Genomic DNA, 17,834 nt, shown 5'->3' with positions numbered 1-17,834 from the left:
GCAATGTCATATCGTGGTACTAACATAACAATTACAGATAAAAAACGGCCTCAAAGGGCCGCGAGAAAAATCATCAATGTTTAGGTGAGCTGTATCGACAGAACAATGTGCATCCTGTCTCAATCCAATATTACCTTGCGCTTGTTTTTTTTCGGTTAGCAAGTCTTCTTTATTTTCTTGGTTCTGTATTGGATTATTGTCAGCCAAATCCTCAATAGCTACTGGGATCTGTGGAATTACTGGGCGTCTAGACCTGACGTAATACTCCCTTGCTAGTTCAATATCAGCGACAGGATGCAAAAGTTAAAGTTTGATCATTTTTAAGGTGCATTGTTACCAGAAGCACTGTGGAAATGACAAAGGCTGCTCAATCTCTAGCAAACTTTTGGACAATTATTGGTTAGAGTTATCACTCTATTAAAATCTAACTACCTACAAAAATTGATTACTTATGCACAAGTAGTCAATTTTGAGAGCTTAGAAATTATGTTTTGCCTAATAACTCCAGTCTTCATACGCCAGCGGTAAGCTATTGAGCAAACTTCTCCGTTCGCGCCAATCTTGTAAATGCTCATCCATCAGCGCTCGGAAACGGTCGTTGTGGTGACGTTCTAATAGATGGGTAAGCTCATGAACTAGAATGAACTCCAAGCACTCTGGCGGCTTTTTAGCTAGCTCAAGGTTCAGCCAGATACGTTTGTCTGTGCTATTACAGCTACCCCACTTGGTTTTCATTTTCTTGATGCCCACATCATTGGCTTCAACCCCCAATTTTTCTTGCCACAAAGGTAAAAGCGTAGACAATGAGGCTTTGATTTCAGACCGATAAAACTCATTAAGCAACTTTAAACGATTCTCTGTTGTAGTTTTACTCGCAACACCAAGCTCAATACGATTACTTTTTACCGCAACGTGATGTTTACCTGGTGCTTCTACAACTCTCAGCAAATAACGTTGCCCCCAAAGGTAGTGACTCTCACCACTGATCATTTCCCTAACGGATTGACGACGCTGACTTGCAAAATCCGCTTGTTGCTGCTTGATCCATGCAAGCTTATTAATCACAGCTAAGCGAATGGCTTGATCACTTGTTGCGACAGGCACGGACAGTCTCACCGCGCCATTGGGTGGCAATACGCTTAAGTGAATGTTGGTTATCGCTTTACGGTTAACGGTGAGCTCAATACCAGCAATGGTTACCTCAAAACTGTCGGTCGTAGCCATCAATGGTATTCTCTTTGCGCCTTGATGATATCCATCATACGGTCCAACTGTTCATCAATTGCATCATCATCGTCCATCCCAAAATCTTTAGTGGCCTCTAGAATGGCATTTTCAATTTTGCGCTCTTTGAAAGTATCACCAAGCCAATCAGCCTCTTTGTTCAACCGAACAGCTGTATCGACTTGTGTAGTGAGCACCTCATCATTACCAAAATTGTCATATAGCGCTTGTTTTGCAAGAGTATCAACGGAATCTGGATAATTGTAGGCTGTGTTACTTGTCGGGTTGACGACTTTTTTGGCTAATGCTCGTATTTTCTCTAAATACTCTTGATAGCTAATGACTTGTTCACGTCTCTGCTTAATCAGCTCATCAAGCAGCGTCGCCATACTTTCAAAGTATTTAGGGTTTACTGGGTTTTCATCGACAATCGTCTTGCGAACGTTGTTCTCTATAGCTTCTGCCATTGCCTCTTCGTTTTTACGAATGTCTTCAGGCAATGAATCCAACCCCTTACCGCCATTATTTACCACTAAATCGATCAACCCAAACTCTTCAAAGTCCATCAGAGTTTCACTGTCATCTGCACGAATATACATGTCGAGCAATTGACGCATCGCGGGCTCAAAGCGCTTCATTTCCAGTAAGTCGCCGCTACTCAACTTCACTTCATCCCTAACTTTTTCAAAATAGGCGACTTCTTGTTTGATACTTTGTGCTTCCTCAGCGGTATAGCCCGCTTGCGCCATTTCGTTGGCTAGATTGGTATAGGAGCGGATAAGCTTTGCGACCGCTTGGTATAGGGTTAATCGCAGTGCTTCCTTTTCACTTCGCTCATCTTCATTGGTTGATTCAGCACCCGACTCACCAACAAAATAGTGCATGAAGGCTTGAGTATCCCTAGGGGCTTTCACTGGCTCACAGAGGGCTCGCGCCACTTCTAGTGCATTATCTAAGTCAGTTCTTGCTTCCTTGAGTCGGTCTTTTAAAAGACCCGCTACATCTTCATCGTCATAGCCGTCAAAAGCCTCGGCGGTATAGTCTTTAATCGCTTTATCCAGAGAACGGAACAGATCTTTATAATCAACAATATAGCCATAGTCTTTATCGTCCCCATCCAGCCTATTTACACGACAGATTGCCTGAAATAAATTGTGGTCGGCCATTTTTTTATCGATGTAAAGGTAGGTAGCCGATGGTGCGTCAAACCCTGTTAATAGTTTGTCAACGACGATCAACAAACGCATTTGACCAGGCTCTTTAATAAAGCGCTCTTTCACTTTCAGCTCAAACTCTTCAACCCGTTTTGCCGCTTCCTCTTCACTTTGCTCAAAGTAATCTGCAAGCATTTTGCGGTAGGTTTCATATTTAAACAGCTTTTCTGTTTGACCCTCGCCAGACTCTTCGCCTTTGCTCGAGCTTGCCGTCGGTTGGTAACTGGTGACAATCGCACATTTACCCGCAAGATCAGTTTTGCTAAATAGATCGAATACAACACAAGCTTGATGAACACTGGCACAAACCAACATAGCATTGCCTCGACCAGAGAGCAGTGCAGGCTTTCGCTTCATATCCAGCCAAATATCCATCACAATACGTTCAAGCCTCGATTTGCTCGAGAGGACCTTCTGCATCGTGCCCCATTTCTCTTTGAGTTGTATCTTAGCGAGGTTCGAGAGCCCCTGAGTGTTGGTATCAAACCAAGTATCCACCCCTTTATTCGATGTTAAGTGCTGATCAATATCGCGGGCTTCATAACGTAAATCTAGCACCACACCATCGCTCACCGCCTCATCAAATTTGTAGGTATGAATATAAGGACCAAATACCTCTAGAGACTTTTTCTTGTCCTTTTTCATCAGTGGCGTACCTGTAAAACCAATAAACATGGCCTCAGGTAAAATTGCTTTCATCGCCTCATGAAGCTTTCCAGACTGGGTTCGATGACACTCATCCACCAACACAAACAAGTTACCCTTTGCACTAAAATCATCTGGCAAAGCACCTTTTAAGTCCTTGAGAAACTCATCAGTAGTCTCGTTTTTTTCGCTTTCAGTTGGCTCTTCACCGTTTCGGGGGTCAGTTCACGAAACGGAAAAAATTGTACGCTAAGCCTTTGGCATCAATGATATCGACACCATTTTTTCCACAATTCATAAAGTTGCGCAGTAATTAGTCGACGACTGGCCCTTGCTAAATAATTTTCATTTCAGCATGAGTTGTGCTTTAAAAATTCAATTCTGCAACTACACTCATTGGGCGAACAGAGCGAGAAATCCGCCGTTAATTCCAATAGCGGGTACGCGAATGAATATCAGCTCTTAGGGGAATATTATGTTAAATTGTCTATTCACCGCTGAAGAACTAACCCCCCAATAACCCCTGCGCAAAATGCCCAGTAGCAAACGCCAGCCCCGCTGCGGCCGTACCCATGATCAAAGTCCGGAGTCCTGATCGCATTGCTGGTAAGCCATAGACGATACTTTTAAGCATTCCGATACCCAAGAAGACGACGCCTGCCAAACCAAGACTCGTCAGGAACTGAATCTGACTCTCCATACCCGGGATGGCATAAGGCAGTAAAGGTAAAGCACCAACCGACAAAAATGCGGCGAAGGTAGTCAACGCGGCTCGGCGTGGGCTGAGTCCGGCACCCGAGAGTCCGTACTCTTCTCGCAACATGGTTGCTACCCACACATCGGGATTACGACTGATAGCCTCCACTACTTGCTCCAGCAATTCGCCGTCGAATCCCTTCGCCTGAAACAGCTGGCGAATTTCCTCACGTTCACCTTCTGGCACAGCACGGATATGTTCACGTTCTGTGCGTTCAGCAAATTTGATCTGATTCAACTGCGCCTGGCCCGCTTCGTAATTACTTACCGCCATGCTGAAGCCGTCTGCAATCAGGTTTGCAAAGCCGAGTACCAACGCAACCTGTGGCGAGAAACCTGCGCCGAACGCACCCGATACAACCGCAAACGTTGTAACGCAGCCATCGATGCCGCCAAGCACAGCATCTGGTAGCGTCGAGGCCTTAACGGGACCAGCAAGCCGTGCACGAACGGCATTAGGCTGGTGCTCGCTGAGCAGTCTTTCATTTTCTGTGGATGGCATCTTTCAGCTTCCTGTTCAGGACGCGATTTGGTGCTTTGGGATTATAGGCTCAGTTCGACCTTGTCACTTTATCTGTCAATATACATCTTCAAGATAACGTCCCTGGCCTCTCAGAGTTTCAATATCGATGTGCAAGGGTTTGAGAATGTCTTCTATAACCTGCCGCACAGCCGCCGCCATATCCCGGCCACCACAGACCAGTATCTGCGCACCGGTGTTAACCATCTGTCGCACGGCTAATTCATCCTGTTTGAGCTTATCCTGCACGTAGGCGCGCTCGTCTGTTCTTGAGAAGGCTGTGTTCAGCCCGCTCAGTCGATGATCCTCAAGATAGCGCCCAAGCTCAGGTTGGTAGAGAAAATCTGACCTGGCATCGCGACCGCCCCAGTACAGATACATAGGGTTGCAACTGGTATTGTTTCTGATGAAACCGGTTAACGGACCAATCCCGGCACCTGCACCGACAAGAATCACTGGTCGGTTACCGGTAGCTGGCCGAAAGCCTGGATTGGGGCGGATGAAGCCATCGATACAATCACCCGGCTTGAGGTCATGCAAATAACCGGAGCAAAGACCGCCGGCCTGCTTACGGACGCATATCTCAACAATTTCGTCATTTGCCGAGGACGCGAGCGAGTAGAACCGCGGGGGTTGACCGTGTGGGGGAATAACCCCCAAAAGGTCTCCCGCCTCGAACGGTGGCAGCGCTTTAAATCTTCTTGGAGAAGCCGTTAGCCATCCGCCCTGCTCCGCCGGTTTGAACCGGAAGATACTGGTGGGCGCCTGAACCGCAATCCCGTAATCCGCCCTTTCTACCAGTTCCAGTTTGACCGTTGCTGGCTGCAATGCACAGTAGTTCAAGAAAAGCGGAGTACCGATAACCTCACCAACCCGGTTTCCCCACTCACTGAATTGCGAGGCAGAACACCGATCAATCAGTTCAATGGCGTGCAAACGGCTGACGCCTTTACCGGCGAGCGCAGCATCCACCGACAAGGCAAACTGACAGAAGTTCGGAAACTGCCGGTCACCAAAACCCAGTACCGTGTATCGCAGGTTCTTCTCAGCCCGGAATTCTTTGAGCCTGGCCATAAACTGCCGGGCCGATGCGGGTGCATCACCATCACCGTATGTCGAAGTCAGCACGAACAGCCTGGAAGCCTGCGGATACTGCTTAGCCAGGGCATTCATCTCGCTGCAATGCACGCGGAAACCGGCCTTATTCAGGCTGCTATGGAGTTCCTGGGCAAATCCCCAGGTGGCATTACCTTCGGAGCCGACCAGAATAATTGTATCCGCCTGAGCGGCATCGGCGTTGTCAGGAAGCTGCCCTGAAGACCGGCGACGCTGCCACCAGATGGTTGCACCTGTTATCGAGAGAGCTGGCACAGTCAGTGCCGCAGCGCCAAGAATCAGGCCAAGCCACCATAGGCCTTCACCGGTGTGCAAACGTACAATCCAGTCCTGCAATACGCCGCTGTCAGAGCGCGGCTGGAACTGCAGCAACTCGCCCGTAGCCTGGTCCACGAATCCGGAGCCGCCGGCGGTTGACAGCGAATAGACGTCCTGCGGATCACCGGGATAGGGAAACACCAGTTCCCGGAGTTCGCCAAGATCGAAATTGCCTAGCGCTTTTAAGGTGCCCACAGGCGATGGTTGCCCGCCCGAGACCTCAGCCGGAAACCCTGGCCCTGTGTCAGGCGCTTCCGGCAGCAAACCAAAGCGCTGTGCCGACATATAGCTACCGGTCAGTGCGGATAACAGTAGGCCGAGCACGGCAAACCGGGCCAGCTCGGCATGGATTCGTTTCCCGCCTGAGCCGGAAAGCGGTCTTAGTATATTCTTCCAACCCCCGGTACGCCGGGCTATCAACAATATTCCCGAAAGACACAGAAGTACCATCAAAGCAGCTAATACGCCGGCCAGCGCTCTACCGGCATCATCCAGCATAAACGCACGGTGCAGGTCCTTGACCCAGCCAAAAAATGCGGAAGGTTCGTAGGGTGCGGTGCCCTCACCTGTTACCGGATTCACCAGATCCGCACCGGCCTGGCCGTCACGGCTGTAATAGACAATGACCTTGCCAGAAGGCTCTCGCACGATCTGCTCAGTCCCGGGATAGTGAGCAACGACCCGGTCTGCCAGCTCGGCAATACTGACTTCACCGGAAGCCGGAATGACCGCTGACACTCTATCCAGCGTCGGAGCCAAAGCCAACACAGCTCCCGTGACCGAGAGAACGATCAGGAACACGCCTGCAAGCAAACCCGGTAAACTGTGGAACTTGCGCAACATAATAGTCGATGCTCCTGGTGAATTATTGAAGCTCGTAGGTCAGAGCGCGCACGTAACCACGTCCTGAAACCGGCTTTCCGGACCCTTCGGTGGTCAGGGGGGCTATCACATCGGCTCTGATATCGCGCATATCTTCAACAGCAGAGTCGACTCGAACCTCATAGCCGTTGTCGATCAGCGAATCATCGAGGTTCAGAGTCACTTTCAGCGTGCGGCCACTGGTAACACTGGCGCCAGTCAAGCCGTCATACTCTGCAGGATCAAGCCCACTGCCCCGGGCCCAGCCTCCCAGGTGTTTGTAGTATTTAGATTTCTTCCCGGAAACCCAAAGGGTACCCTGATACTCTCCGGCGGCATCGGTAAGATACAGAGCCAGATAGGCTCCATCGCCACCGTAATTCTGTAGTTCCGTAGTGAAGGTCACGTCACGGGCCTGGGCGAATACCGGTAAAGCCAAGGCGGCGAAAAGGCTGCAAGTGAGAACAAACGTTTTCATAAATGGTCTCCAAAAACCTGATGAACGTTAAAGGAACAGGGCAAATTCGCTCAGTTACTCAACGGTAACCGTGGGACGCCCCTTGACGATGCCGTTGCGTGGCGCCTGACTTTTGGGATTGTCCTGTCCATTTTTCCTGTTGCCGCGGTCCCTCTCCTCATCGTCACTGTCTTCACGCTCCCATTTCATCATGGTCAATGAAGCGGGCGCGAAAGAGGCTTCTGCCCTGACCCCATCGGCATCGAGGCCCCGGACTTCATAACAACCGTCGTCAACCTTTATTCGGTGAACTGTCCAGCCTTCGGCTTCCAGCTTTTCACGCAGATTTTCACGGGGCTGCCAACTCGCCACCGGATCATCGCAGTCGTCATCGGCCAGTGCGGTGCCGCTCAGAAGTAACAAAGACAGGCTCAGAATAATGGGTTTGGTCTTCATGGTGTCTCTCCTGCTGGTTGTGTTAAATCCACTCTAAGGCGCTAACCTGACAACGACCTGAACAAACGAGGCCATTTCAGCGGAACTGAAAAGCTTCTTTATGGAAGCGAGTCAGGCGGAAGGGTGCTGCCCGCAAGCCGTTTCTAATGGCTTCCCCCAGCCCTGCCGGGCCGCAGAACCAGACCTCTGCGCCTGCTGCCGAGCGTCCGTTGGTAGACAACGTCTCGGCAGACAACCCCTGCCCCTTGCTGCTGTCATGAATCTCGAGATGTATCCCGGGAAAGCCATCGCAAAGCGCCCGAAGTCGATCCACCATGGAATCCTGGCCGGCGTTGCGCGTGCAGTAATGCAGATCGGCTTCAGGCACGGTGGCGTCGGTGGCGCTGCTTAGAGCTTCGAGCCAGGCCAGAAACGGCGTGATCCCGATGCCACCGGCTATCCAGATCTGGTGGGATTTGCGGTTGCGGCGATCGAAGTTAAAACAGCCGTAAGGGCCTTCTATATTTACGGTTTGCCCCACGCTGATTTTCTGGCTCAGATTGCGGGTAAAGTCTCCGAGGGATTTGATGAGGAAGGTAACAGTGCCATTTTCCCGATCCGCACTGGCGATGGTGAACGGGTGCGCACCCTCAATCCGGTCGAAGGTCACAAAGGCGAATTGCCCCGCACGGTGACCGGGCCATGCCGGCCCCATGTGGCAGGTAACTTCGGTGACGTCCCGGTCTGGAGTTTTGATCGCGGTGACCATACCGCGAACCTGGCGACGACGACCAACTCTGCCGGTCAGAGATAGCCCGCTGGCGATGCTCCCGCCAAAGAGCAAAATGGCCATCAGTAGTCCGATTGGCTGCTGCCACCATTGCAGCGGAGTCAGCCACGCCGCGTGGAAAGCGAGCAACAGATAAAGCACCGGCATGCCGCGATGCAAATAACGCCAGTATTTGTAGGGAAACTTGCGCCACAAAGTGATCAACAGCATGGCGAACAGCAGATAGACGGCGAACTCCCCTACCTCTTCCGCAGCATCGCGCATGGTGTCGATGAACCCGGAATAATCCTGATCGTGCAGCCTGCCGGCCTTTCCGAAAATCGACTCTATAACATCGTCACCCATTTCAATCAGCCAATGAGCTGCCGCGAATACCACTGCCAGAATGCCCGCCCATTTGTGGGTGCGATAGATCTGATCCAACCCGCCCAGCGGTCTCTCCAACCAGGCTGGGCGCAGAGCCAGCATCATGGTCAGTGACATCAGAGCAATGGATAACAGCCCACTGAGCAGCAGGCTCTGGTCATAGACTGCCCAGGGAGAACCGGCCCCAGGACCTGCAAAGAGGTTCCAGGCCCATAGGCCCAAAACCAACACAACGAAAGGAAAAATCATCCGCATCATCACATCTCCTGCGATCGGTACCTGGAATATTCCCCCGAAGGCTAGCGCCCAAACCTGACAGCCAGCTGAAGGTCGGTGAAGAGAGATCGAAGCGTTATTGACCATTCAGCTGGCTGTCAGGTTTGAGCTGTAGTATCTTGATTCCAGGGCTGGGTCAGAGGTGAACGATGCGGGTACTTTTGGTGGAGGATACGGTGGGATTGGGCGAGGCGGTCCGGGATCAGATTGCGGACGACGGCCACGCTGTGGACTGGGTGCAAACGCTGGGCTTTGCCGAGGCGAGTGTCAGGACCACACCCTACGACCTGATTCTGCTGGACCTGATGCTCCCCGACGGTCATGGCTTGGGCTTTTTGCGAACACTCCGGGCTACCGGAAAAACAACACCGGTGATCATTCTTACTGCCAAGGATCAGGTGTCTGACCGGATTGAAGGATTAAATGCCGGTGCTGACGACTACCTGGTCAAACCCTTTGATCTTTCGGAGCTGTCGGCCCGCGTGGCCGCGGTGGCTCGCCGATATCGCGGCAATCCAAGCCCGATTATACAAGTGGGCGAGCTGATGATTGATCTTGGCGATCACCGCATCAGTCGCAACGGCCTGCCGGTAGAACTTACGGCACGGGAGTGGGCATTGTTTGAGGGCTTTATCCAGCGACCCGGAATGCTGTTATCGCGATCGCAACTGGAGGATCGTCTATACGCTTTCGGGGCCGAAATCGAAAGTAACACCATCGAAGTTTATGTCAGCCGTCTGCGTAAAAAGCTCGGGCGGGACGCTATCGTAACCGTCAGGGGAATGGGCTATCGCCTGGAAACACATGACCACTAGAACCAGCCTGCAAAAAACACTCGGTATCGGCCTGACACTCGGTGTCACCCTACTCTGGCTGTTGGGCGTGACCGCTTCGGGACTGGTGGCACAGCATGAAATGAACGAGGTCTTCGACAGTGCCCTGGAAGAAACCGCCCAGCGCATACTGCCACTGGCGGTCACCGACATCCTGAACCGTGAGAACGGCGCGGGCAATCAAAAGGCCCCAGCCCTGAAAGACCATGACGAATACCTGACCTATCTGGTACGGGACGAAGCTGGAAATATTCTGCTCCAGTCCCACGATGCCGACCCTGGCGTGTTTAGCAGGACCCCCGCGGAAGGGTTTTCAGATACTCTGACCCACCGGCTATATGGCGTATCTGCAGTCAGCTATACCATCTATCTTGAAGTGGCCGAACCCTTGGCGCACCGGCGTGAATCCGCTCTGGAGGCGGGATTAGCCTTACTGTTGCCTTTACTGGTGCTGATTCCGGTCAGCCTGTTGGGTGTCTGGTGGATTGTCCGGCTTTCCCTTCGTAAGGTGGTCGATTTTCAGCAAGACATTGAATCCCGCGGCGCGGGAGATCTGTCCCCTGTTGTAGAAGAGCAGTTACCCCGTGAATTTGAACCAATCGCCGGTGCCATCAACCGGCTGCTTGAGCGTTTGCATCGTGCTCTCGAATCAGAACGCAGCTTTACCGCCAACAGTGCCCATGAACTGCGAACTCCCCTGGCAACAGCGCTTGCCAAAGTGCAGCGACTGAAAACCAGAATGCCCGATGATTATCTCAAGAATGATGTTGCAGAAATTGAAGAAGCGTTACGCAGTCTCTCGGTGCTGTCCGGAAAACTGCTCGAGTTGGCAAAAGCAGAAGGTGGCGGTGCACTCTCACAAAGCCAGCAGGATCTTGTGCCCATCCTCGCGATGATTGCCCGGGATTTTGAGGCCCAGGCACCCGGGCGAGTTGTTTTATCCCTGCCGGAGCGCGAAGTGAACTCCTTTCTTGATCCCGATGCCTTCGCCATCCTGGTGCGTAACCTGATCGAGAATGCCCTTAAGCATGGTTCCCGTAGCGAGCCGGTGAAGATCAACCTGAACGATAATGGGGTTTTAAGGGTCTGCAATGGCGGTGCAAGAGTGCCACCGGAACAGCTCGCTCTTTTAAGAAACCGGTTTGCACGCGCCAAAACGGACGCTGCAGGTTCTGGCCTGGGCCTCGCGATTGCCGATGCGATTGCTAAAGGTGCCGGCATGACCCTGCATCTCAGATCGCCGGCAACAGGACGGCAGGATGGTTTTGAAGCGGAGCTGAATCTGGTATGTATCTGACACTCACCGACATTGTGCTGCTGACGAGCATCATTCAATCGCTGGCTCTTGCCGTTTTTCTCCTACTTCCATCCAACAGTGGGCTCATATCTAACCGACTCCTGGTTGCCACTCTGGTGTTCTTCGCCGCCGGGCTGGGAGAGATCTTCCTCTATGGCAGCGGGCTTGCGCTCCAGTACCCAAACTTCGCCTACCTCGGAACACTCATCGGACTTCTACAAGCCGGCACGCTCTATCTATATGCGCAATCGCTGATGTATCAGAATTTCCAGTTACGCGGGAAGCATCTCGTGCACACGTTGCTCTTCTGGGTGGTCGGCGCAATTTTTCTGATTGAATATTATTTACAGCCAAGCGAGACCAAAGTTCAGATTCTGCTTGAACGGGACCACCCGGGCGTACTTACCTCTCCCCTTCTTGCAGTCGCTATTCACGCGGTCTTTCTGGGCTACCTGTACGCGACTATTCGTGCGATTAACCGTTTCGGCCTTGGTATTCGACAGATTTTCTCGAGTATTGAAAACAAACAACTTGCGTGGTTACGGACGCTTCTGATCGGCTATGCAGTGGCTTGGACCGTGAGCATGATGTACTGCCTTACAGCGCATGTGTTTAGAAGCGTGCCCGGAACCGAGTGGGTGGCCGGCGCTGGCGCTGTAACGGGCTTCATTTTCATCAATTTTCTGATGATAAACTCTCTTCGCCAACCCGTTGTTTTCTCTGGATTGGCAGCAGACCAGGCCGCCTTGCTGGAAGAAGAGCCCACGCCGCAGTTTGATCAAACTTTAAAGGTCAGGCTCCAACAGTTAATGCACCAGGAAAAGCCCCACTTGCACCCCAACCTGACCCTGGAACAACTTTCACGGAAATTGGGCGCCCCTTCAAGAGAGGTTTCACGGGCCATTAACCAAGGCTTTGGCTGCAATTTCTTTGAGTTCGTCAGTCGCTATCGCATCGACGAGGCGAAATCGCGCCTGGCCGATGCAGCCAATCAGGCAAATATTCTGCAGATCATGTATGACTCTGGCTTCAACTCGAAGTCCGTATTCAATACTGCTTTCAAGAAAGAGACAGGATTTACCCCCAGTGAATATCGCCGACGAACCCTGCAGGGCGATATTCGCCCCGAGCCTCCATCCTGAACCTGGCAATCAGACGTTCGAGTACGCTCCCACCCGATACTGAAATCTCTAACTAACTGAATTGTTTATTTTTATTTCTAAACCATGGAATCGGTTCGGTTTCGTACTTGCGAACGCTTCTTTGGCCTGCCTTCCGTACTCTGATTGCCAAGCGTCACCAAACCCGGTGCTCGTGAAGCTCAACGCAATATGAAGAGGTCATGTATGAAAACCAAATTACGCAAAACTGCTGTTCCCGCAGTGGCCGCAGCAATCTTCAGCCTGATGTTTGCCGGTAGCGCCCAAGCTCATTGTGATGCTCTGGACGGTCCCGTGATTACCGAAGCCCGTGCGGCACTGGAGTCAGGCAATGTTAAGCCCTTGCTCAAATGGGTGCCGGCAAAGGATGAGGCCGAAATCAAAAGGGTATTCGCCGATGTGCGCCAAGTCCGCGGGCAAAGCGAAACTGCGAAAAACATTGCCGATCAGCATCTGTTCTCGACGCTCGTTGAGGTGCATCGTGCCTCCGAAGGCGCACCCTTTACCGGCATCAAGCCTTCCGGACAGATTGATCCGGGTTTAATGGCGGCGGATGCGGCGTTGGAAAACGGGCAAATTGATCGCCTCGTGGCAAATATAACCCGCAAGATCGAGAACGGTATTCGTGAGCGTTATCATGAGGCTCAGCGTGCAAGGGCCATGGCTGATCAAAGCGGCGATAAGGGGCGTGCCTTTGTCGCTGACTACGTCAATTACATGCACTATATAGAGGGCGTGCATGGCGCTGCTGGAGGGCAGGGGCACCAGGGGCACTAATTCCTATCTTCACGCAGACGCAAAGCAGGCTGACGGCCTGCTTTGCCGTTGTATTCATTTCCAGTTTCGCCTTCGGCTGAATTGGTACCATCATTCTATTAAGGCGCATCAAAAAACATAAATGAAGCCAACACCAATCTCCGCTTCATAATCATTCCGGGATATCGGGCAGCCATATTACTAACTGAGGGGCGTGCTGTGTTTTATCTAATTTCGGTATTTCCGCAATTAGAGAAAAAAATTCCAAGCGCCAGGTATGGAAGGCGTATCAGCGCGTTAAATCAAATCGAGGTGCGGCCGGTGTAGATGGCCAGACGATTCAGGACTTTGATCGAGACTTAAGTAAGAACCTCTATCTAATTTGGAATCGGATGTCGTCCGGCAGCTATTTCCCACCGTCCGTCAAAGCAGTTCCAATTCCGAAGAAAAGTGGAGGAGAAAGATTGCTCGGGGTACCCACGGTTAGCGATCGTATAGCGCAAACTGTGGTTACTATGACGCTGGAACCTATCCTGGAACCTGTCTTTCATGTGGACTCGTACGGGTATCGGCGCGGGAAATCCCCGCATGATGCGCTTGCGATCACGCGAAAGCGGTGCTGGGAAAGGGACTGGGTGCTGGAGTATGACATCCGTGGCTTGTTTGATCATATTGATCATGAGCTATTGCTCAAGGCCCTTGACCACCATTGCTCTGAATCCTGGGTGCTGCTGTATGTGAGGCGCTGGCTAACGGCACCGATGCAGACGAAAGATGGTAAGCAGGAACGACGGAACGTTGGCACACCACAAGGTGGCCCGTTATCGCCAGTTCTGGCAAACCTGTTTCGGCATTATGCATTGGATCGTTGGCTGACCGTTCGTCATCCGGATATCCCATTCTGCCGATATGCAGATGACGGAATACTGCGTTGTCGAAGTGAGCGTGAGGCTCAGTATCTGCATTCCCAGCTAGATATGCGTGAGGTGGACCCAATAGCTATTCACAGAGATGCCCAACAAACGAGTATACTGGCCTGTGTTTGTCCAGGCTGCTCGGATAAATCACCATCAGCTCCTTGCTAAGGCCAGGCTCACTCACGGGAATAGCCACCAGACTTCCATTTTGGACCTCCTCCCGTACAGAACTTTCAAGCACCAACGATGCGCCAAGTCCGACCTTAACCGCTTGCTTGACGGCTTCGGTGCTACCCAGCTGCATAGATACCGTCGGAAATGGCCCATGCTCACCGAAGTAGGTCGCCAAAAGCCGGCCAGTGCCGGTGCCGGGTTCGCCGCCGATCAGAGCCATGTTAGACAGCGTATCGCGGTCGATATCGGTTCGACGGGCTAACGGGTGACCAGGCGGAACGATTAGAACAACGGGCTCGTTACGCCACGCCTGAGCATGGAATCCGGGTAGATCATGCCACCACTCCATAATCGCCACGTCCAGCTCACCGTCCGATAAATGCCGTGCAATAGTCGGATTGGAATCTATTACCACATCCACCTCGGGCCCTACGCCCAGCTCCTTGTAACGACGGATGTAGGGCTGGAGCATATAAATCCCAATATTGGAGCTCGCCCCAACGCGAAGTCGAGCCTCCATAATGGAAGATCTCGCCTGCTCCTCCAGCCGGAGCAGACTTCGGGCAAAAGGCAACAAGGTTAAGGCAGCCCGGGTTGGCTCACAGCCAGAGCGCCCCCTGTGGACCAATAAAACGCCAAGTTGGTTTTCGAGTTTTTGAAGGTGCTGGGACAGTGTGGGTTGTGCGATGTCCAACTGGCGGGCTGCGGCCTGAAACCCGTTGTGGTCCAGCACCGCCACGAAACTCTTCAGCCAGACAAGATTCAGCATGGGCCGCTCTCGCGGCCACTGGGATCATTGATCGCATCACCCGGCCGCTCACCCCGAAGCACTTGCAGAATGTTCCGAGCAGCGCGTTGCTCGATAGCCAGACGCACCTGGCTGACTGCCGATCCGATGTGAGCAGTAAACAGCGTGTTGGGGTGGGCCCTGAGCCCCTGGGCGATCTCCCTCGGACGATCTTCTCTCGCCCAATCTTCCATCTCAAACACATCAGCGGCGTACCCCCCCAACTGACCGGATTGAAGCGCTTGCAGAACACTACCCTCATCCACCACAGATCCACGGCAGGGATTGATAAGGAATGCGCCCGGTTTCATTCCTGTTAGCGTTTCGCGATTAATGGTGTGGAGGGTTTGCTCATTGAGCGCCAGTGCCAGGATCACAATATCTGACTGGGCCAGCAGCATCTTGAGGGGAGTATGGGACAAACCCAGTGCCTGCTCATGCTGCACGGGTAAACGTTCCGGCTGGGAATAGATTAAATCCGCTCCCCATCCGTTCAGGCGCTGCGCCACCGCTTGGCCGATGGCCCCCATACCCACAATACCAATCCGTGAGCCTTCGATCCCCTGCCCATAGAAGCGTGGTGTCCAGCCAGTAAATTCACCGGATCGAACGAAGTGGTCCGCCGCCTTGACTTGTCGGGTGAGACTGATCGTCAGCCCGACCGCTAGCTCTGCAGTAGGCACGGTTAGCAAATCCGGTACAAATGTCAGCCAAACCCCATGACGCGTGCAGGCATCCACATCAAAGTTGTCATAGCCTTTCAGGGCTGCACCAATCACCTTCAAGCGCGGACACCCCTGTAGGAACTCCACTCCAACTCGGTCTGGCATGAACGCCATCATCGCATCAGCGTCTGCAACGCGCGCAGCCACTTCCTCCTGGGGCAACGTGGCGCCGGATTGGTTGGTGACCAGCTCGCAATCTTGGGCAAGTTCATCCAGAACACTGTCATGGATCTTATGGGTTATCACAATCTTGGGTTTCATAGACGGTCCTTATTTGAATTTCTTACGAAGGCGGCCACTGAGACTGTCCACGACGGTGACCATCAACAAGATGACAATGAGAATGGCGCTGACTTCCTGATACTGCATGATTCTCAGCGAGCCCATCAATTCGAAGCCAATACCACCGGCACCCACCATGCCCATTACGGTCGAGGCACGGAAATTGTATTCCCAGCGATAAATGGACACGTCCGCGAATTGAGGAAGTACTTGTGGCAGCACGGCGTGATAGAGCACCTGCAAGCGAGTAGCGCCGGCAGCATCGGCCGCTTCCACTGGCGCCTCATCTACATGCTCAATCGCTTCGGCAAAAAACTTTCCAACCATGCCAATGGAGTGAAGACCGAGCGCCAGTACGCCAGGCAACGCCCCAAAACCAACAGCAGCCACGAAGATGATGCCCATGATTAGTTCCGGGACTGAACGCAAACCGTTTAAAAGGGTTCGAGTTACTTGGAACACCACCGGATGTGGAGAGGTGTTGCGCGCAGCCAGGAATGCCAGTGGCACAGACAAGGTTACTGCAATGGCAGTACCGGCAATGCTCATCGCAAGCGTGTCGATTAACGGCGACACCCAGCTGGCCACATTGGTGAAGTCAGGTGGAAGAGATTCGCCAATGAGTGTGCCTATGGCTGGCACGCCATTGGCAAGTGTATTGAAATTGAGCAGCCCTACGTGCCAACTTGCGACAAAAATGATGAGCAGCACTAACAGCGACTGTCCGAGTTTTTTCCGCCAGCCTTTCGCGTGCTCATCCAGCACGGAGGCCGACGGGGCCGGCGACAGAGTCGCCGGTTCCTTCGTTGTATAGTTCATGGGGCACTCCTCACATTTTTGCGAAATCAAGATTGAGCAGGCCACCCATAGCGCGGATGACATCGTAATCTTCGTCGGTAATTGCCGCGAATCCCTCAGCCTTCAGGTTGTCGAGAATCTCCGGGTCATCGATCTGCAGAAAGGCTTTCTGAATGTTGCTCTTCAGCTCAGGGGCCAGGTTCGAACGCATGGCCCAGGGGTATTGAGGAAAGTCACCGCTGTAGCCCAGCACTTTGACCTTGCTCCGATCAATCAAACCGCTGTCCATCACATGCTCGAAGATAACTTCGGACAACCCTCCGGCGTCGGCATTGCCATTGGCGACGTTAACCGCAACAGCGTCATGGCTACCGACGAAATGAGCCTCATAGTCCTTTCCGGCTTCGAGCTCTGCCTTCTCAAGGAGTACGGTCTTGGGGATCAGGTGGCTGGAAGTGGATGCGCGGTCACCGTAGGCCATTTTCTTGCCTTTGATATCCGCGAAGGAGCCAACGCCAGAGTCCGCATTGGCAATAATGATGGAGCGATAAGTCGGCTTCCCGTCTACCACCATGGCGGCAAAGGGTTCAATGTCACTCTTACTCTTGGCCATCACATAGGACAACGGACCAAAGTAAGCCAGGTCAATTCGGCCAAAACGCATGGCTTCGATCATGGAGGAGTAATCGGTGGTAACAATCAGTTCTACTTCCTTACCAAGAGTGGTTTCCAGGTAATCCTTCAAAGGTTGGTTTCGCTTGATCAGTTCTGACGCGTTCTCATCCGGCAGCAAGGCAACTTTCAAAAGATCAGGGTCTGTATCTGCGGCATGGGCTGACCAATGGATGCCGAGCATCATTATCAGAGCCAGCAAAGAGTGAATCATTGTCTTCATTGTGCTATCTCCAGTACGTCTGTCGTTATCGGGGTGGTCTTAGGTTTATGGATGGCTGGTTTGCCTTCCGCAGCTACCACGCTGGGTGAACGGTGGTAAATCTCGTGTCGCTGAACAACAAAGATTGAAACTTTTCTGTTACGCGGGGCAGATTGCTACGTGACACTATAGCAAAGAACTGACAATAAAGATCAAAACTCAATTTCACTCAATAGGCCAACTCAAAGCAAGA

General features: G+C 52.4%; 16 protein-coding genes and 1 pseudogene. 5 read left to right on the top strand and 12 right to left on the bottom strand.

Annotated features, from left to right (window positions below; all coding sequences use genetic code 11):
- Window positions 1-495: 495 nt before the first annotated feature.
- The 7 genes from DI392_RS12900 to DI392_RS12870 form a co-directional block, all read right to left on the bottom strand.
- On the bottom strand, window positions 496-1,224 hold the full coding sequence (locus DI392_RS12900) for a M48 family metallopeptidase (protein WP_041154765.1): 729 nt from the start codon (window positions 1,222-1,224) through the stop codon (window positions 496-498).
- Entirely contained in the window at window positions 1,224-3,224 is a 2,001-nt protein-coding gene (locus DI392_RS12895) for a type I restriction endonuclease subunit R (RefSeq protein ID WP_198300698.1), read from the bottom strand. The genes DI392_RS12900 and DI392_RS12895 overlap by 1 nt, the downstream gene beginning before the upstream one ends.
- A gap of 364 nt (window positions 3,225-3,588) precedes the next feature.
- Window positions 3,589-4,341, bottom strand: coding sequence for a VIT1/CCC1 transporter family protein (locus tag DI392_RS12890; protein WP_011784790.1), 753 nt, complete (start codon window positions 4,339-4,341; stop codon window positions 3,589-3,591).
- Window positions 4,342-4,416: 75 nt separating this feature from the next.
- Window positions 4,417-6,636 (bottom strand): PepSY domain-containing protein, encoded by a 2,220-nt coding sequence (locus DI392_RS12885; protein ID WP_041154766.1) that lies wholly within the window; start codon window positions 6,634-6,636, stop codon window positions 4,417-4,419.
- Window positions 6,637-6,658: 22 nt separating this feature from the next.
- Complete coding sequence (locus tag DI392_RS12880) at window positions 6,659-7,132, bottom strand: DUF2271 domain-containing protein (RefSeq protein ID WP_011784788.1); 474 nt, start codon at window positions 7,130-7,132, stop codon at window positions 6,659-6,661.
- A 54-nt stretch (window positions 7,133-7,186) separates the two neighbouring features.
- Entirely contained in the window at window positions 7,187-7,567 is a 381-nt protein-coding gene (locus tag DI392_RS12875; protein WP_019677800.1) for a PepSY domain-containing protein, read from the bottom strand.
- Between the two features lie 76 nt (window positions 7,568-7,643).
- Entirely contained in the window at window positions 7,644-8,960 is a 1,317-nt protein-coding gene (locus tag DI392_RS12870; protein WP_105934530.1) for a ferredoxin reductase family protein, read from the bottom strand.
- 167 nt (window positions 8,961-9,127) lie between these two features.
- Here DI392_RS12870 and DI392_RS12865 point away from each other — a divergent pair, with 167 nt between their 5' ends.
- The 5 genes from DI392_RS12865 (at window position 9,128) to DI392_RS12845 (ending at window position 14,109) form a co-directional block, all read left to right on the top strand.
- A complete protein-coding gene (locus DI392_RS12865) occupies window positions 9,128-9,793 on the top strand; it encodes a response regulator (protein WP_109320305.1) in 666 nt (221 codons plus the stop codon).
- Window positions 9,783-11,108 (top strand): ATP-binding protein, encoded by a 1,326-nt coding sequence (locus DI392_RS12860; RefSeq protein WP_041154767.1) that lies wholly within the window; start codon window positions 9,783-9,785, stop codon window positions 11,106-11,108. Before DI392_RS12865 ends, DI392_RS12860 begins: the two co-directional genes overlap by 11 nt.
- The gene (locus tag DI392_RS12855; protein WP_041154768.1) at window positions 11,099-12,250 is read left to right on the top strand and encodes a helix-turn-helix domain-containing protein; all 1,152 of its coding nucleotides are present in this window, start codon (window positions 11,099-11,101) and stop codon (window positions 12,248-12,250) included. The genes DI392_RS12860 and DI392_RS12855 overlap by 10 nt, the downstream gene beginning before the upstream one ends.
- 204 nt (window positions 12,251-12,454) lie before the next feature.
- Window positions 12,455-13,045, top strand: coding sequence for a DUF6448 family protein (locus DI392_RS12850; RefSeq protein WP_041154769.1), 591 nt, complete (start codon window positions 12,455-12,457; stop codon window positions 13,043-13,045).
- A 371-nt stretch (window positions 13,046-13,416) separates the two neighbouring features.
- Window positions 13,417-14,109: a reverse transcriptase domain-containing protein gene (locus DI392_RS12845; RefSeq protein WP_084735639.1), complete on the top strand. Its 693-nt coding sequence runs from the start codon at window positions 13,417-13,419 to the stop codon at window positions 14,107-14,109.
- On the opposite strand, the gene DI392_RS12840 is transcribed toward DI392_RS12845, so the two are convergent.
- The 5 genes and pseudogenes from DI392_RS12840 to phnD all read right to left on the bottom strand — a co-directional run bounded on the left by DI392_RS12840 (window position 14,024) and on the right by phnD (window position 17,602).
- Window positions 14,024-14,587, bottom strand: a complete 564-nt coding sequence (locus DI392_RS12840; RefSeq protein ID WP_245884065.1) for a LysR substrate-binding domain-containing protein — start codon at window positions 14,585-14,587, stop codon at window positions 14,024-14,026. The genes DI392_RS12845 and DI392_RS12840 overlap by 86 nt on opposite strands.
- 123 nt (window positions 14,588-14,710) lie before the next feature.
- Window positions 14,711-14,884, bottom strand: a pseudogene (locus DI392_RS19770) (helix-turn-helix domain-containing protein); the annotation flags it as partial.
- A complete protein-coding gene (locus DI392_RS12835) occupies window positions 14,878-15,888 on the bottom strand; it encodes a phosphonate dehydrogenase (RefSeq protein WP_041154770.1) in 1,011 nt (336 codons plus the stop codon). The pseudogene DI392_RS19770 and the gene DI392_RS12835, both read right to left, overlap by 7 nt.
- A gap of 9 nt (window positions 15,889-15,897) precedes the next feature.
- Window positions 15,898-16,728 carry a phosphonate ABC transporter, permease protein PhnE gene (gene phnE, locus DI392_RS12830; protein WP_058579627.1) on the bottom strand — a complete coding sequence of 277 codons (831 nt, stop codon included), beginning with the start codon at window positions 16,726-16,728 and terminating at the stop codon, window positions 15,898-15,900.
- Window positions 16,729-16,738: 10 nt separating this feature from the next.
- The gene (gene phnD / locus DI392_RS12825; protein ID WP_041154771.1) at window positions 16,739-17,602 is read right to left on the bottom strand and encodes a phosphate/phosphite/phosphonate ABC transporter substrate-binding protein; all 864 of its coding nucleotides are present in this window, start codon (window positions 17,600-17,602) and stop codon (window positions 16,739-16,741) included.
- Window positions 17,603-17,834: the final 232 nt, after the last annotated feature.

Source organism: Vibrio albus, from assembly GCF_003144035.1.
Lineage (GTDB): Bacteria > Pseudomonadota > Gammaproteobacteria > Enterobacterales > Vibrionaceae > Vibrio > Vibrio albus.
The sequence above is the reverse complement of the archived record's forward strand: the minus strand, read 5'-3'. Positions and strand labels throughout refer to the sequence as shown.

Excerpts from the sequence above, each read along its gene's own strand:
- phnE (WP_058579627.1), bottom strand. The coding sequence starts at position 16,728 with ATGAACTATACAACGAAGGAACCGGCGACTCTGTCGCCGGCCCCGTCG.
- phnD (WP_041154771.1), bottom strand. The coding sequence starts at position 17,602 with ATGAAGACAATGATTCACTCTTTGCTGGCTCTGATAATGATGCTCGGC.
- DI392_RS12870 (WP_105934530.1), bottom strand. The coding sequence starts at position 8,960 with ATGATGCGGATGATTTTTCCTTTCGTTGTGTTGGTTTTGGGCCTATGG.
- DI392_RS12885 (WP_041154766.1), bottom strand. The coding sequence starts at position 6,636 with ATGTTGCGCAAGTTCCACAGTTTACCGGGTTTGCTTGCAGGCGTGTTC.
- DI392_RS12880 (WP_011784788.1), bottom strand. The coding sequence starts at position 7,132 with ATGAAAACGTTTGTTCTCACTTGCAGCCTTTTCGCCGCCTTGGCTTTA.
- DI392_RS12840 (WP_245884065.1), bottom strand. The coding sequence starts at position 14,587 with ATGCTCCAGCCCTACATCCGTCGTTACAAGGAGCTGGGCGTAGGGCCC.
- DI392_RS12890 (WP_011784790.1), bottom strand. The coding sequence starts at position 4,341 with ATGCCATCCACAGAAAATGAAAGACTGCTCAGCGAGCACCAGCCTAAT.
- DI392_RS12855 (WP_041154768.1), top strand. The coding sequence starts at position 11,099 with ATGTATCTGACACTCACCGACATTGTGCTGCTGACGAGCATCATTCAA.
- DI392_RS12865 (WP_109320305.1), top strand. The coding sequence starts at position 9,128 with ATGCGGGTACTTTTGGTGGAGGATACGGTGGGATTGGGCGAGGCGGTC.
- DI392_RS12850 (WP_041154769.1), top strand. The coding sequence starts at position 12,455 with ATGAAAACCAAATTACGCAAAACTGCTGTTCCCGCAGTGGCCGCAGCA.
- DI392_RS12900 (WP_041154765.1), bottom strand. The coding sequence starts at position 1,224 with ATGGCTACGACCGACAGTTTTGAGGTAACCATTGCTGGTATTGAGCTC.
- DI392_RS12835 (WP_041154770.1), bottom strand. The coding sequence starts at position 15,888 with ATGAAACCCAAGATTGTGATAACCCATAAGATCCATGACAGTGTTCTG.
- DI392_RS12860 (WP_041154767.1), top strand. The coding sequence starts at position 9,783 with ATGACCACTAGAACCAGCCTGCAAAAAACACTCGGTATCGGCCTGACA.
- DI392_RS12845 (WP_084735639.1), top strand. The coding sequence starts at position 13,417 with ATGTCGTCCGGCAGCTATTTCCCACCGTCCGTCAAAGCAGTTCCAATT.
- DI392_RS12875 (WP_019677800.1), bottom strand. The coding sequence starts at position 7,567 with ATGAAGACCAAACCCATTATTCTGAGCCTGTCTTTGTTACTTCTGAGC.